16 protein-coding genes are annotated in these 14,906 nt (G+C 68.0%); 14 read left to right on the top strand and 2 right to left on the bottom strand.

Annotation, left to right across the window (positions count from 1 at the left end; translation table 11 throughout):
- Positions 1–136: 136 nt before the first annotated feature.
- The 9 genes from ACFX43_RS02995 (at position 137) to ACFX43_RS02955 (ending at position 6,252) form a co-directional block, all read left to right on the top strand.
- Complete coding sequence (locus ACFX43_RS02995; RefSeq protein ID WP_378816830.1) at positions 137–448, top strand: hypothetical protein; 312 nt, start codon at positions 137–139, stop codon at positions 446–448.
- Positions 442–915 carry a hypothetical protein gene (locus tag ACFX43_RS02990; RefSeq protein ID WP_378816828.1) on the top strand — a complete coding sequence of 158 codons (474 nt, stop codon included), beginning with the start codon at positions 442–444 and terminating at the stop codon, positions 913–915. The genes ACFX43_RS02995 and ACFX43_RS02990 overlap by 7 nt, the downstream gene beginning before the upstream one ends.
- A 114-nt stretch (positions 916–1,029) precedes the next feature.
- Positions 1,030–1,608, top strand: a complete 579-nt coding sequence (locus ACFX43_RS02985; RefSeq protein ID WP_378816826.1) for a hypothetical protein — start codon at positions 1,030–1,032, stop codon at positions 1,606–1,608.
- Positions 1,609–1,704: 96 nt separating this feature from the next.
- Positions 1,705–2,616, top strand: a complete 912-nt coding sequence (locus ACFX43_RS02980) for a transglutaminase N-terminal domain-containing protein (RefSeq protein ID WP_378816824.1) — start codon at positions 1,705–1,707, stop codon at positions 2,614–2,616.
- A gap of 16 nt (positions 2,617–2,632) precedes the next feature.
- Complete coding sequence (locus tag ACFX43_RS02975) at positions 2,633–3,103, top strand: hypothetical protein (RefSeq protein ID WP_378816821.1); 471 nt, start codon at positions 2,633–2,635, stop codon at positions 3,101–3,103.
- Between the two features lie 20 nt (positions 3,104–3,123).
- Entirely contained in the window at positions 3,124–4,125 is a 1,002-nt protein-coding gene (locus ACFX43_RS02970; protein ID WP_378816818.1) for a putative zinc-binding metallopeptidase, read from the top strand.
- Between the two features lie 53 nt (positions 4,126–4,178).
- Positions 4,179–4,790, top strand: a complete 612-nt coding sequence (locus ACFX43_RS02965; RefSeq protein ID WP_378816816.1) for a CDP-alcohol phosphatidyltransferase family protein — start codon at positions 4,179–4,181, stop codon at positions 4,788–4,790.
- Positions 4,787–5,248, top strand: a complete 462-nt coding sequence (locus ACFX43_RS02960; protein ID WP_378816813.1) for a hypothetical protein — start codon at positions 4,787–4,789, stop codon at positions 5,246–5,248. The genes ACFX43_RS02965 and ACFX43_RS02960 overlap by 4 nt, the downstream gene beginning before the upstream one ends.
- 38 nt (positions 5,249–5,286) lie before the next feature.
- Positions 5,287–6,252 carry a glutathione S-transferase family protein gene (locus ACFX43_RS02955; RefSeq protein ID WP_378816811.1) on the top strand — a complete coding sequence of 322 codons (966 nt, stop codon included), beginning with the start codon at positions 5,287–5,289 and terminating at the stop codon, positions 6,250–6,252.
- Positions 6,253–6,266: 14 nt separating this feature from the next.
- On the opposite strand, the gene ACFX43_RS02950 is transcribed toward ACFX43_RS02955, so the two are convergent.
- Positions 6,267–6,839, bottom strand: a complete 573-nt coding sequence (locus ACFX43_RS02950) for a hypothetical protein (protein ID WP_378816809.1) — start codon at positions 6,837–6,839, stop codon at positions 6,267–6,269.
- Positions 6,840–6,947: 108 nt separating this feature from the next.
- On the bottom strand, positions 6,948–8,042 hold the full coding sequence (locus ACFX43_RS02945) for a DUF2855 family protein (RefSeq protein ID WP_378816807.1): 1,095 nt from the start codon (positions 8,040–8,042) through the stop codon (positions 6,948–6,950).
- Positions 8,043–8,200: 158 nt separating this feature from the next.
- On the opposite strand from ACFX43_RS02945, the gene ACFX43_RS02940 reads away from it, so the two are divergent.
- From ACFX43_RS02940 to ACFX43_RS02920, 5 genes are all read left to right on the top strand, one after another.
- A complete protein-coding gene (locus ACFX43_RS02940) occupies positions 8,201–9,553 on the top strand; it encodes an alpha/beta hydrolase family protein (RefSeq protein ID WP_378816805.1) in 1,353 nt (450 codons plus the stop codon).
- A gap of 210 nt (positions 9,554–9,763) precedes the next feature.
- Positions 9,764–10,900: a pyruvate dehydrogenase (acetyl-transferring) E1 component subunit alpha gene (gene pdhA / locus ACFX43_RS02935; RefSeq protein ID WP_378816803.1), complete on the top strand. Its 1,137-nt coding sequence runs from the start codon at positions 9,764–9,766 to the stop codon at positions 10,898–10,900.
- Entirely contained in the window at positions 10,897–11,904 is a 1,008-nt protein-coding gene (locus ACFX43_RS02930) for an alpha-ketoacid dehydrogenase subunit beta (protein ID WP_378816802.1), read from the top strand. The genes pdhA and ACFX43_RS02930 overlap by 4 nt, the downstream gene beginning before the upstream one ends.
- Positions 11,898–13,229, top strand: a complete 1,332-nt coding sequence (locus ACFX43_RS02925) for a dihydrolipoamide acetyltransferase family protein (RefSeq protein ID WP_378816799.1) — start codon at positions 11,898–11,900, stop codon at positions 13,227–13,229. Before ACFX43_RS02930 ends, ACFX43_RS02925 begins: the two co-directional genes overlap by 7 nt.
- Positions 13,230–13,342: 113 nt before the next feature.
- Positions 13,343–14,906: calcium-binding protein (locus ACFX43_RS02920; protein ID WP_378816796.1), on the top strand; the 1,564-nt coding region annotated here is incomplete at its 3' end.

Genomic DNA, 14,906 nt, shown 5'->3' with positions numbered 1-14,906 from the left:
CATCGCCGTCGCAGGAGCCTTGGCGCTAACCCCGATGGCCAACGCCGCGACTCGTGCTGGCGCTTCGTCCAGGGGGTTGACAGAGCCGGATGCCGTAGGTGCGGTTGAGCAGCCGGCGGGGCACAAGCAGGACATCGTGAAGGTGCTGCTCGCGCACGGCGTGTCCGCCAAGCGAGCAGCAGCAATAGCGGAGGACGACCTCGCGGGCGAGGCGCTGCTGGCCGCAGCGCCTGTGCCGGCATGTGTGACTGCTACGTACTCGAACCCGGCTGGGCCGTACCAGAAGGTCAAGGTCAAGAACGGCTGTGCGATGAGCGCCCGGGTAAAGGTCCTCTGGGCCTTCGCGACCGACAGCGCCTGTCACAAGATCGCCGCTGGTTCGTCGTGGACCGACCGCCATCTCAATCAGACTGGTCCGGATCGCTGGGACGGGGTCGCATCATGCTGAGGCTGATCGGGCGGGTCGCCACGGCGCTCGCTGTCACGGCGTCGATGTGGGCTGTCACCTGCGTGCCGGCCAATGCCCAGGCGACCGATGCCGTTTACGGGTGCGGCGCAGACGTCATTGACAATGAGTCGGCCTATGTGTCCCCGAGGGTGAGGGGGCACAGACTCTGGAGGATCACGACAACTAGGGAAGGTTCCGTCGCGATCAAGTGCGGGAACGGCTCGACCTGGGGTGCCGTGCACGTAGAGTTGAAGCACGAAGTGCCCAACTGGGCGGACGCTTTGACATGTATCAAGAAGACGATCAACCGAGGAGCAGCCTCGGACGGCGAGAACGGCAAGAGGAACTACACATACCGGATCAGCGGCGCGAGCATCGTTGTCGTAGTAGGAGATAGCGGTGTTGTGACCGCCTACCCGAGAGGCACGGGTGTCGTGAGGAAGTGGCAACTTTGCTCCGCGTCCTAGGTTGGTGGCATGGGCAGCGCGTCTGATCACCAGCCGCAGGAGCCGTTCCCTGCTCCGCCACGTGGTCGCCGGATCGTCTGGGTGGGGAAGCGTCCTCCTGTCGAAGGTGGTCCCTTGGCGCTGCCAGGGGTTGTCGTGGATGACTTGCCTGACGGCTGGACGTTCGTGTCGTGGCTCGACAAGGACGGTTGGTACTGCCCTGACGCGGTCTACGAGGTAAAGAACCTTCGAGTGGTCTCCGATGCGGAGTTTGAGGACTTGGTGTGCACCACCCGCGACAGCCCCGGCTGGAAGGGGATTCCGCACGATGACGTGAGTGAGTCGGAACCTACGCCGTTTCACGTCGGTGACCTGGTCCAGTGGGTTGGGCCGGTCCTCGGGGAGGACGACTGGGACCCCTACTACGGTCCCTGGCGCCAGGGGCAGGTCGTCCCCTGGCAACAGGGGCAGGAGGCGTACAACTATGCGTCTGGACTGACCCGTCACCATCCGGGGCGGATCGTCGAGCTCCGCGGTCTTGTCCGTGCGCCGCGAGTGCGGTGGATCGACAAGGACGGCGAGTTCGATGGGCGAGGCTCCGTCAACCACAGCGACCTGGAAGCGATCGACGAGATAGAAGCCCAGCGCCTCGCAACGCGACTCCGCCAGTCGGACTGGCCAGGATTCGTCGTGGTGCTCGAGGAGTCTCTGTAAGCACTGCACGGGTGGGCGAAGGTGGCAGGCCGGGGCGTGTCCGAGCGGCCACTTTCGCCCACTCGTGGCGGCCGTGGGCGGGATACGATGCCGCGCGTGAGATACCGGGTCAGCCACACGACGACGTACTCCTATGACGAGGATGTCACCAACTCGTTCGGCATCGCCCATGTCACTCCGAAAGAGCTGCCGCACCAGGCGGTGCGGCAGACACGCGTACGCATCACTCCTGCGCCCGCGGACCAGTCGAGCGATGTCGACTTCTATGGCAACACGGTGACGTACTTCCAGGTCCTCGAGCCGCATCGGCTGCTCGAGATCACGGCTGCCTCTGAGGTCGACGTCAGCACCCCGGTCTATGACGAGACGAGCTTCGACCAGCCGTGGGAGCGGGCGCGGCCGCTGGTGGACCCGAGCCTGCCGGGCGCCTGGCGGGCGGCCGATCTGGCGGTGGCCTCGCCGCTCGTGGAGCACACCCAGGAGGCGTACGACTTCGGTGCCGTCTCGCTGACGGAGGGGCGCGGGATCGTGGCGGCGGCGGAGGATCTGATGCACCGGATCCATGCCGGGTTCGACTACGACGACACCGCCACGACCGTCACCTCGACGATCCCGGAGATCTTCGAGGCCGAGGGTGGTGTCTGCCAGGATTTCGCTCACCTGATGTTGGCCTGTTTTCGAGCGCACGGGCTCGCGGCCCGCTATGTTTCCGGCTACCTCGCCACCACCCCTCCGCCGGGGAAGCCGCGGCTCGTCGGAGCCGATGCGTCCCATGCCTGGGTGGAGGTGTGGGTGCCCCACTACGGGGCAGACCTCGGCGGGGCGGGGACGGGCCAGTGGCTCGCCCTCGACCCGACGAACGACACCAGGGCCGATGATCGCTACGTGAGCGTCGCCTGGGGACGTGACTATGCCGATGTGCCTCCTGTGAAGGGGGTCATCTACACCGAAGCCACCACCTCGACCTTGACCGTCTCTGTCGATGTGGCCCCCGACCAGCAGGAGTGAAGTTACGGTGTTGCTCGTGGGACAGCCTCCGCAGCGGGCGAGCATCGTGACCCGCGGCAGCCGCTGGCGTCGCGGAGTACGCATATCCGGAGTGCTGGTGGTCGCCGCGGCTCTCACCGCGCTCACGCTCTGGCTGCTGGCGCGCGGCTCGACCCCGGCCGAGGTCACCCGCGAGTTCATGGAGACCACCTCCGTCGCCACCCTCTACGAGCTGGCCTCCGACGAGGGCGACGAGCTTCTCGACGGGGGCGGCGCCAGCGCGATGATCGACGCCGCGGAGGGGAAGCGGACCTACGCCGACCCCAACCCGCGCGCAGTGAGCCGGGATATGGTCTTCGGCGAGCCGGAGTTGTACGGCGACGCCGCCCAGGTCACCGTCAGGGTCTCCTACACCGCCGAGGACGGCTCCGTACCGGACGAGTCGATGGTCGTGGTCCTCGTCCGTGAGGACGGCGAGTGGCGCGTCGAGAGCTGGGGGACGGCCTGAGACGGCCGATGATTGGTGACATGGAAGCGTTCACCTGTCGGAAGTGCGGCAACCGTCTCTACTTCGAGAACTCGGCGTGCGTCTCGTGCGGCACCCGGCTCGCCTACTCCCGCGAGGAGCGCGCGATCGTTCCGGTCTCACCCGAGGGCAGGTACGTCGACAGCGACGGCTACATCTGGTGGGTCTGCACGAACACGCTCGAGACGGGATGCACCTGGCTGGCCCGCATCGAAGGCGGCATCTGCTTCGCCTGCGAGCTGACCCGGACCCGGCCCAACGACGCCGCACCCGAGTTCGTCCAGCAGCAGTACTCCCTTGCCGAACAGGCGAAACGTCACCTCGTGGTCGAGCTCGACACCCTCGGTCTGGAGATCCGTACCAAGGCCGAGGACCCTGCCGAGGGGCTCACCTTCGACCTGCTGGCCAGCGACGGCGTCGCGTCCACCCCCGACGTGGTCATCGGACACGACGGCGGAGTGATCACGATCGACCTGGCCGAGTCCGACGACGCCTACCGTGAGCACGTCCGGGCGACGCTCGACGAGCCCTACCGCACCCTGCTGGGCCACTTCCGGCACGAGGTCGGCCACTACTACGAGTGGCAGCTGGTCCGTGGGCCCGAGCTGATGGAGCGCTGCACCGAGGTCTTCGGCGACGAGTCGGTCTCCTATGAGGAGTCGCTCCAGCGCCACTACTCCGAAGGACCGCCCGCGGGCTGGACCGAGAACTACATCTCGACCTACGCCACCATGCACCCCTTCGAGGACTTCGCCGAGACCTGGGCCCACTACCTGCACATCCGCGACACGCTCGGGTCCGCGGCGGCGTACGGGCTCACCGACCCGGTGCCCGCCGAGATGCCGTTCCGGCAGGTCGTCACCGACATCTGGGTGCCCCTCTCGGCCGCACTGAACGTGATCAACCGGTCCATGGGCCACGACGATCTGTACCCCTTCGTCATCCCGCCCGCGGTCCTGGACAAGCTCGACTTCGTCGCCTCCCTGGTGCGCGACCCGGGCTGAGCCGCGCGCCTGTTCGACCGGGCTACGCCCATCGGCACTCTATGCTCCGCACCATGATCGAAACCGCCGTCGTCCTCGACGCCAAGGAGCGCGCCCGACCCGAGGCGGAACGGCTGTGGACGTCGGCGACGGTGATCACGTTCGTACGCACCATCGTGTCCGTCGCGCTCGCAGCGAGCGCCGCGTATCAGGAGAGCTTGAAGCTCCTGGTCATCGCGCTGGTCGTCTACTGGGTCGGGGACAGCCTCGACGGGGCGGTCGCTCGATGGCGCGATGAGGAGACGCGGATCGGCGGGGTGCTCGACATCTTCTCCGACCGTCTCTGCGCGGCGGCGTTCTACGTCGGGCTGGCGTTCCTGCAGCCGGACCTGTCGCCTGCGATCTTCGTCTACCTCGCGGAGTTCATGGTGATCGACTGCTTTCTCTCGATCTCCTACCTGGCCTGGCCGATCAAGAGCCCGAACTACTTCTACGTCATCGACCGGACGCTGTGGCGGTGGAACTGGTCCCACCCGGGCAAGGCGGTCAACTCGGGGCTCTTCGCGATCCTGCTGCTGGTCACCGGGTGGATGTGGGTGGGCCTGGCGATCGCCACGGCCCTGCTGATCATGAAGTGCGTCTCGCTGGGACGGCTCCTCAGGATCGGCTTGCCCGTGCCTCGATGAGACTTCTGATCGGGACCCTGCTCTTCTGTCTCGGCTCGGCGCTCATCCCGGTGATGAACGCCGAGGCGTACCTGTCCGTCGTCGCCCAGAACTCCGGTTGGTGGCCACCGTTGCTCGGGTTGGTCGCCGGGCTCGGCCAGACCGGCGGCAAGGTGGTCTGGTACTACGCCGGTCGTGGATCCACCAAGATCCCCTGGATCAGGAAGAAGCTCGAGTCGCCCAAGTGGCAGGGCTCCTATGACCGCTGGTACGCCCGGACCTCAGGGCGCCCGGTTCTGGCCACAGCACTCCTGGCCGCGTCGGGCCTCTCCGGCTTTCCGCCGCTCGCGGTGATGTCGGTGCTCTTCGGCGCGCTGCGGTTCAACCTGCCGATCTTCACGCTCACGGTGCTCATCTCGCGTGCGTTGCGGTTCTGGGTGATCCTGGAGGCTGCGGGTCTCGCCTGGACGTACCTCTGATTCGCTTCAGGATTCAACCACAACGTTAGAGTGAGCCCATGCAGGAGCAGGCGACCTACGTACAGCCCGGCAACGAGTTCAACCGGGACATGAACTACATCCCGGACCGGATCACGCGGGACGCGCGGACACCTGAGTTCGGGCCGAGCGACGTGCCGTTGTGGCCGGTCGAGCCGGGGCGCTACCGGCTGGTCGCGGCCGCCGCGTGCCCGTGGGCCAACCGGGCGATCATCGTCCGCAACCTGCTCGGGCTCCAGGACGTCATCTCCCTCGGTCTCGCCGGCCCGACGCACGACGCCCGGTCGTGGACCTTCGACCTCGACCCCGGCGGTGTCGACCCGGTGCTCGGTATCGAGCGGCTGCAGGAGGCCTACTTCAAGCGCTACCCCGACTATCCGCGCGGCATCACGGTGCCGGCGATCGTCGAGGAGGCCTCCGGCAAGGTCGTCACCAACGACTTCCCGTGGATCACCCACGACTTCTTCCACGAGTGGACCGACTTCTTCGCCGACGACGCGCCCGACCTGTGGCCGCGCGCGCTGCGCGAGGAGATGGACGAGGTCAACCAGCGGGTCTTCACCGAGGTCAACAACGGGGTCTACCGGTGTGGCTTCGCCGGCTCCCAGGAGGCGTACGACGCTGCGTACGAGCGGCTCTTCACGGCTCTCGACTGGCTGGAGGAGCGGCTCTCCGGGCAGCGCTACCTGGTCGGCGACCAGCTCACCGAGTCCGACATCCGACTGTTCACGACGCTGGCCCGCTTCGACGCGGTCTACCACGGCCACTTCAAGTGCAACCGGCAGAAGCTGGTCGAGTTCCCCGCGTTGTGGGCCTACGCGCGCGACCTCTACCAGACCCCCGGGATCGGCGAGACGCTCGACTTCGACCAGATCAAGCAGCACTACTACGTCGTCCACACCGACCTGAACCCCACACAGATCGTCCCCGCCGGCCCCGACCTCTCCGGCTGGGACGAGCCGCACGGGCGCGAGTCGCTCGGCTGAAAGAAACTCTTCTTTCAGCCGGCGTAGTAGCCGGTGCGCTGCCGCTTCCTCGCGGCGCCGACCGCACTGAAGTACGCCGAGGACGGCCGCACCCACAGCAGCACCAGGATCGCGATCACCAGCAGCGGGTCGATGACCGCGAGCGCGACGCTGAGGGGTGACATCGGCATGGAGGCGCCGCCGAGTGCCGCGTTGCCGGCGAGGTTGCCCACGCTCGACAGGCTGCCGGCCAGCGAGAGCGCGCCGAAGACGGTGGCGGTGATGCGGGCCCAGTTGCGGCCCTTGCCGTTCATGACCGCCATCCAGATCCAGAGCCCGAGCGCGATCGCCCCAAAGACGGCCCCGCCGATCTGGATGATCGGGACCATGACGTCCACCATCTCTCGCGCGTCGAAGACTGAAGGGTCGTACGTCGGCTGCTTCTCCATCTCCGTCACCATCAGCGACTTCATCTCGGTGGTGTCCATGGTGAAGAGGAGTGCTGTCGAGACGATGCTCAGCAGGCCGCCGAGCCACATCCCGTAGACCGCGTACGTCAGGGTCTTGGGCCGTTCGACGGGCTGGCTGTAGCCGTACGGATCGGACATGGTGCGCCTCCGGTGGTCTAGGGGGCGCGACTCTAGCGGCGCCCCACGGCCGCGACCACGGAAATTCAGGCCCTCGGCAGCAGTCGCCGGGTGGCGTGGTCTGAGCGATCAGCCCGCGTTGGGGATGAAGATGTGGCCGACGGCGGGATCCGTCGATCCGTCGTGGAAGCCGGCTATCACGGCCGGGGCGTCCTCGAGACCGGCGTGTTCGAGCAGCTCGATGGATGGCCGCTCCGGGCGCCCCACATGCTCCAGGAAGCCACGCTCGTCGTGCTGGTAGCGCTGCATGAAGGCACGCGACTGGCCCTCGGCCTTGTAGGCGTCGAGCTGGAGCGCGGCGAAGAAGAAGACCGGGGCCGGTCCCACGAGGCTCTCGTCCTCCTCGGGGAGATGATCGGCATGGGTCGATCCGATGAGGCAGTCGAAAGCGAGCTGGTCACCGAAGTGCTCGTGAACCCGGCGGCGCAGGGCGGGGTCACCTGACAGATCGACGTAGACGGTCCGCTTGGTCGGGTCGACGGCGGTCAGATCGGCGTACTCGTGGGTCGCGGTGTAGAGGCCGAGGCCGTTCACGAAATCGATGTTGCGGGCGGAGGTGAGCGCGATCTTCGGTGCCGGCGAGTCGGTGAGGCAGTAGGCGGTGCCGTACGCCGTCTTGCTCGACGCGCTGGAGACCACGAACTGCTCGGCGTCGAAGAAGTCGCGCTCGCGCAGGTAGTCCGCGGCGGTGTAGGAGGTGATGAACAGGGGGCGGTAGATGGCCGTGAGGCTGTCCTGCCGGGGATCGGTGTCCCGAGGCTGGAGCTCGTAGAGGTTGTAGACGTCGGGCGTGCCGGTGCGGTGGGCGGCACCGTCGACGAAGCTGCGGGCGGTGACCGTCGTGGGTCGCATCCGCAGGTGGGTCGCGATGGGGAAGTAGCCGAAGATCCGCGTCCCCGTGGTGACGTCGGACGCCCTCGACTCGACGATCTCCGCGAACCCCCATGCCGGCATGCAGCCGTATCCGGCTTGCGCGGCCGGGAACAGATTCCAATAGCCCAGGGCGTCACCGTAGACCGCGTAGGTCATGTTGTTCGTGGTGAGGGCGATGCGTTCGATTCGCGCCATGACCTCACCCTCGTCGAGCTGTGGTGCCGGGAGGTCCACCAGATCAGCCACTCCGAGGTCGCTCTTGAGCGACTCCACACGGGCATACCGAGTCATCGTCTTCCTCATCTCCTGGGCCGGGGATCGCGTCCAGCCAACTTACTAAGCGCTTGCTTAGTTGTCTACCTGTGCCAAGCGTCCTTGACAGGAGTGATGCTCGTCACCAAAATCAGCAGGAATCCTGTCAATCAGGATCCTGTCAAAGGAGATGTCTCGTGCGCCTCACTCGTTCCCTGACTCTTGCCGCCGCGATGTGCGCCGGCCTGGTCGCCTCACCGCTTGTCCCCGCGGCTGCGGTTGACCCGGCGTCCACCACCCTCACCGGCTCGCTGCCCAACGGCACGACCTGGCAGGCCGAGGTGCCCGAGGACTGGGACGGCACGACCGTCCTGTTCTCCCACGGCTTCCGGGTCGGCACCGACAACCCCGCCTGGGACAACGGCTTCGCTCCGACCGCGCAGGCACTGGTCGACCGTGGCACGGCGGTGGTCGCCTCGTCGTACGCCACGACCGGCTGGGCCCTCGGCACGGCCGTGCAGGACCAGATCGACGCGCTGGCGGCCTTCGAGGCAGAGGCCGGGGACTCCGACCGGGTGATCGCGATGGGCCGGTCGATGGGCGGCCTGGTCACCAGCCTGATCGCAGAGCGCCCCGATGCTGGGGTGGACGCGGCCGTCAGCACTTGCGGCCTCGTCGGTGGCGGGGTCGCGCTCAACAACTACCAGCTCGACGCGGCGCACGCCGCGGTGCGGCTGCTGGCGCCTGACGCCGACGTCCCGCTGGTCGGATTCACCTCGCCCGAGGAGTCCCAGGCGACCGTAGACACCATCGTGACGGCGCTCGACGAGGCGGCCGGCAGCCCGCAAGGACGCGCCCGCGTCGCGCTGGTCGCGGCGTTGCTGAACACCCCGACCGAGCTCCCTGAGGTCGATCAGAGCGATCCCGAGGAGCTGGCCGCGGCCCAGGCCGAGCTGGTCCGGGCGACGCTGCCGGAGGTGATCCGGCGTCGCCACACCATCGTCGACGCGGCCGGCGGTGACAGCGGCTGGACCGCCGGCGTCGACTACCAGCGGCTGCTCCGCCAGTCAGCGCAGCGCGGCCAGGTCCAGGCGCTCTATCGCGGGGCCGGACTGAGCCTGGGCGCCGACCTTCGCCGACTCACCGCCACCGCCGACATCGAGCCCGATGAGGACGGCCTGCGCTGGATGAGCCAGACCTCGGTCCCGACCGGCGACCTGCAGGTCCCGGTGCTCACGACCCACACCCTCGTCGACATCCTGGCGCCGGTGGAGTACCAGGAGGAGTACGCCGAGACGATCCGGGGCGCCGGCCGGTCCTCGTTGTTGCGCCAGGCCTACGTCGACACCGTCGGCCATTGTGCGTTCACCGTCGCCGAGGACCTCGCCGCGGTCGAGGCCGTCGAGCACCGGCTCGACACCGGACGCTGGGGCGCCGCCGCCACCGCGGAGGTCCTCGATGCTGCCGCCGAGCGGTATGGCGAGGGCCGCTACGTACGCTTCCGGCCGGCCGAGTTCGTGAACGACCGCACCTGGGGAGGCGAGCACTGATGACCGGCCTCGGGCGCCGCGTCCTGGCGGACACCACGAGCTCGCCGAACCCGCCGCGTGACGTGGTGCCGATCCGGGTCTTCGCGCTCACTTGAGCCCCTTCCTGCACGCGGGGCGGGTACCGTTTGGCTATGCCGATGTGCCACGGGTCACAAGCCCGTGATCGGCGTAGCCAGCGGTGGCAACCCCACCCCGTGTGAAGGAAGCGTGATGACTGAATTTCTGGATCCGAGTCCCAGCCACACCGACATGGTGCAGCTGCTGAACCCCGAGGGAGAACGGGTCTCGCACCCCGACTTCGAGTTCTCACCCGACCGACCTGAGGACGAGGCCGTACGCGGCTTCTACCGCGACATGGTGCTGACCCGCCGCCTCGACGTCGAGGCCACTGCGCTGCAGCGCCACGGCGAGCTGGGCCTGTGGGCACAGCTGCTCGGCCAGGAGGCGGCGCAGATCGGCGCGGCCCGCGCCCTCGCGCCCCAGGACTTCGTCTTCCCGACCTACCGTGAGCACGGCGTGGCCTGGTGTCGCGACGTCGACCCGATGCAGCTGCTCGGACTCTTCCGGGGCACCGACCAAGGTGGCTGGGACCCCGCCGAGCACAACTTCGGGCTCTACACGATCGTCATCGGCGCTCAGACCCTGCACGCGACCGGCTACGCGATGGGTGTCCAGATGGACGGCCTCGTCGGCACCGGCGACCCGACCCGCGACACCGCCGTCGTGGCCCACTTCGGTGACGGTGCGTCCTCGCAGGGCGACGTCAACGAGGCGATGGTCTTCGCCGCCTCCTACAACGCCCCGGTCGTCTTCTTCTGCCAGAACAACCAGTGGGCCATCTCCGAGCCGGTCGAGCAGATGGTCAAGGTGCCGCTCTACAAGCGCGCCCAGGGCTTCGGCTTCCCCGGCATCCGTGTCGACGGCAACGACGTGCTGGCGACGTACGAGGTCATGAAGTCGGCGCTCAAGCGGGCCCGTGAGGGTGGTGGGCCGACGATGATCGAGGCCTACACCTACCGGATGGGCGCGCACACGACGACGGACGACCCGACCCGCTACCGGGTCTCCGACGAGGTCGAGGCGTGGAAGCTCAAGGACCCGATCGCCCGGGTCGAGGCCTATCTGCGCCGCGGCGGCGGCGCCTCGACGTCCTTCTTCGCCAAGGTGGAGGCCGAGGCCGAGGAGTTCGGCGAGCGCCTGCGCGCCGGGATCCACGCCCTGCCCGAGCCTGATCCGGTCAAGCTGTTCGACAACGTCTACACCGAGCTGACCGACGAGCTGCGTGAGCAGCGTGACGGCTACGCGGCGTACCTCGCCTCCTTCGAGCACGAGGGGGCCTCCCGATGACTGCGCACACTGCCTCGGGCTCCGCTTCGGCCAAGATGACGCTGGCGAAGGCCCTCAATGCGGGCCTCCGACGCGCGATGGAGGACGACGACAAGGTCGTCCTGATGGGTGAGGACATCGGCCGGCTCGGCGGTGTCTTCCGGATCACCGACGGGCTGCAGAAGGACTTCGGCGAGGCGCGGGTCATCGACACCCCGCTGGCGGAGTCGGGGATCGTCGGCACGGCGGTCGGGCTCGCGCTGCGGGGCTACCGGCCGGTGGTGGAGATCCAGTTCGACGGGTTCGTCTACCCGGCCTACGACCAGATCGTGTCGCAGGTGGCCAAGTTCCACTACCGCTCCGGCGGCCGGGTCGCGATGCCGATGGTCATCCGGATCCCGTTCGGCGGCGGCATCGGCGCGGTGGAGCACCACAGCGAGTCGCCGGAGGCGCAGTTCGCGCACACCCCTGGTCTCAAGGTCGTGGCCTGCTCGGACCCGGTCGACGCCTACTGGATGATCCAGCAGGCGATCTCCCATCCGGATCCGGTGATCTTCCTGGAGCCGAAGCGGCTCTACCACTCGACCAAGGCCGACGTCGACGTCGACGCCACGCCTGGTCCGCTGTTCGCCTCGCGGGTGACGCGGACCGGCACCGACCTGACGGTGCTCGCCTACGGACCCACCGTGAAGACGGCCCTGACCGCCGCCGAGGCGGCCGCGGGGGAGGGCAAGTCGGTCGAGGTGATCGATCTGCGCACGCTCTCGCCGCTGGACATGGCTCCGGTCTACGAGTCGGTGCGGCGTACGGGTCGTGCCGTCGTCGTCCACGAGGCCCACGTCAACCTCGGCCTCGGTGCCGAGCTCGCCGCCCGGATCGCCGAGACCTGCTTCCACTCCCTCGAGGCTCCGGTCCTGCGCGTGGGCGGATTCGACACGCCCTACCCGCCCGCGCGGGCCGAGGAGTACTACCTCCCCGACCTCGACCGAGTCCTCGACGCCGTCGACAGGAGCCTGGCATGGTGACGTCCAACGAGTTCAAGCTGCCCGACGTCGGCGAAGGGCTCACCGAGGCCGAGATCGTCGAGTGGCACGTCGCGGTCGGTGACGTCATCAAGGTCAACGACCCCGTCTGCGACATCGAGACCGCCAAGTCCGTCGTCGAGCTCCCCTCGCCCTATGCCGGGGTCGTCCAAGAGCTCCTGGTCGAGGTCGGCACCGAGGTCCAGGTCGGCACCCCGATCATCCGCATCGGCGACGCCCCCGCCGAGACGTCAGCCCCGTCGGCCGAGGCGTCAGCCCCGTCGGCCGAGACGTCAGCCCTGTCGCCCGAGACGTCAGGTCCTGAGCCGGAGGAGGCCGAGAAGCCGCTGACGCTGGTCGGCTACGGCTCCAAGGAAGACGCGGTCGTACGCCGCAACCGCACGGTCTCCGCGCCGGCCGCCGCCGCGGGCACAGGTGTGCTAGCCAAGCCAACCGCCCGGAAGTTGGCGCGCGACCTCGGTGTGGACCTGGCTACCGTCACCCCAGAGCGGGACGACGGCGTGATCACCACCGCCGACCTGGAGAATCTGACGGCTGCTCCGGCGTCGTCGACCGAGCCGGCAGCGCCGGTAGGTGGTGAGCGTCGCGAGCCGATCAAGGGCCTGCGCAAGCAGATGGGCCAGGCGATGGTCGACTCGGCATTCACGGTGCCGCACGTGACCGTCTGGACGACGGTCGACGTCACCCGTACGTCCGAGCTGGTCGCCGGCCTCAAGGCCAACCGCGACTTCGCCGAGGTCCGCGTCAGCCCCCTGCTGATCGTGGCGAAGGCGACGCTGCTGGCGATGCGACGTACGCCGATCATCAACTCCTGGTGGGACGAGGCCGCCCAGGAGATCGTCTTCAAGGACTACGTCAACCTCGGGATCGCCGCGGCCACCCCCAGGGGTCTCCAGGTGCCGAACGTGAAGGGCGCCGACCGGATGTCCCTGGTCGATCTCGGCACCGCGATCAATGAGCTCACCGCCACCGCTCGCACCGGCAAGACCCCACCGGCCGACCAGACCGGCGGGACGTTCACGATCACCAACATCGGTCCGTTCGGCATCGACGGCGGCGCCCCGATCATCAACCCGGGCGAGTCCGCGATCCTCTCCGTCGGCGCGATCAAGCGTCAGCCGTGGGTGGTCTCGACAAGCTCGACCCATCGCGTCGGCACCGGCGAAGACGAGCGCATCGAGCCCCGCGACGTCTGCACCCTCGCGCTCAGCTTCGACCACCGCCACATCGACGGCGAGGCCGGCTCCCTCTTCCTCGCCGACGTGGCCAGGATCGTCGGAGACCCGAGCACGGCCCTGTTGTTCTGACCCGTTCGACAATCGCTCCACAGAATCCCAATTCACTACCTCGAGGGGTATCGGATCTGGAACGATCCTCAGGCCCGCGCTGACGCGGGCCTGAGGATCTTCTGGAGGCAGGAATGGTGCTCCTGACGGGGCGCAGGCTGCTTGCCGGGATCGTCGCGATGGCCGCCTCGGCGACCGTACTCGTGGCGAGCCCCGCGAGCGCGGCGACAACATCCACCGGCGTACGCTGCACGATCGTCGGCACGTCCGGCGCTGATGTCCTGCGAGGCACATCTCGCCGCGATGTCATCTGCGGCCGTGGCGGCGGAGACATCATCTACGCCAAGGGCGGCGACGATCTCGTCGATGCCGGATCGGGCGGCGATCACATCTATGCCAGCTACGGGGCCGACCGTGTGCTCGCCGGGAGCGGCGAGGACTGGATCCACGGTGGTGGCGGGCCGGACAGCCTCAACGGGGGCACCGGGCAGGACAACATCTGGGGCGAGGACGGCGGTGACGTCATCTCCGGCGGAGACCACTTCGACGTGATCTCCGGCGGAGCAGGGGCGGACCGCATCTACGGGGGCGCTGCCGGCGACAGCATCAGCGGCGGGACGAGCGGCGACGCCATCTCGGGAGGCGCAGGGTCTGACTCCATCAACGGAGGAGATGGCAACGACTCGGTGTCCGGCGGAGACGGCAACGACCGGCTTGCCGGCAACGACGGCGACGACCAGCTCCATGGGAACAACCACCTGGACACCGTCAACGGTGGTCCGGGCCACGACCGGCTCTGGGGCGAGAGCGGTGACGACACTCTCAACGGTGGCGACGGCAACGACAAGCTGTCCGGCGGGACCGGGTTGGACGATGTCCACGGCAACGCTGGCACCAACACCTGCTACTACGACGTCTACGACTACCTCTACGGATGCTTCCGCGACGCCACCGCGCCGGTGATCGTCGAGGCTTCCTTGTCCCCGACGACGGTCAACTCGGACTCCGGCGACACGAAGGTCCGGGTGCGCATCCATGTCAAGGACGACCTTCGCGTCTCCCGAGTCCAGGGTTGGGTCTCCGGGCTCGCCGACGACAACCCGGCGCAGCTCTACACCAATTTCATCCCCATGGTCTCGGGCGGCGTGCGCGACGGCTGGTGGCAGGGGTACGTCACCGTGCCCAGGTGGACGCCTGGGGGCAAGCTGTCGTTGGAAGCCTCCGCGATCGATACGGCGGACCGCATGACCAACGCTTCCGAGACCGCGTCGATGCAGGTGACCAGCACCAACCCGGACACGGCGCCGCCGGTGGTGAAGCTCAAGAGCCTGAGCGCGACGTCCGTCGACGTGCGTACCGGTGCGAAGACCATCAAGGCGGTGTTGTCCGTGACGGATCGGATCGGCGTGACCGAGATGAACGGGTTGAGATTGCTGAGCGTGTGCTTCGGTCGCACGATGGACGGCGACTTCATCTGTGGGTCCGACCCGGTGCGTACGGCCGGCACAATCTACTCCGGTGAGTGGACGGTGAGTCTGACGGTCCCGAAGGGAGCGCCGACCGGCGTCTATGACCTTCAGATCGATGCATCAGACCGCATCTTGGTCGGCGAGGAGTATTACGGCCCGCACCTCTACCAGGAGTGGGTCGACACCTATCCGAGTTCGATGCGTCCGGAGCAGGAGCTGCCCGGCGCGA

This window comes from Nocardioides sp. YIM B13467, assembly GCF_042788075.1.
In the GTDB taxonomy this organism is placed as follows: Bacteria; Actinomycetota; Actinomycetes; order Propionibacteriales; family Nocardioidaceae; genus Nocardioides.
This window is presented reverse-complemented; position numbering and strand designations above follow the sequence as displayed.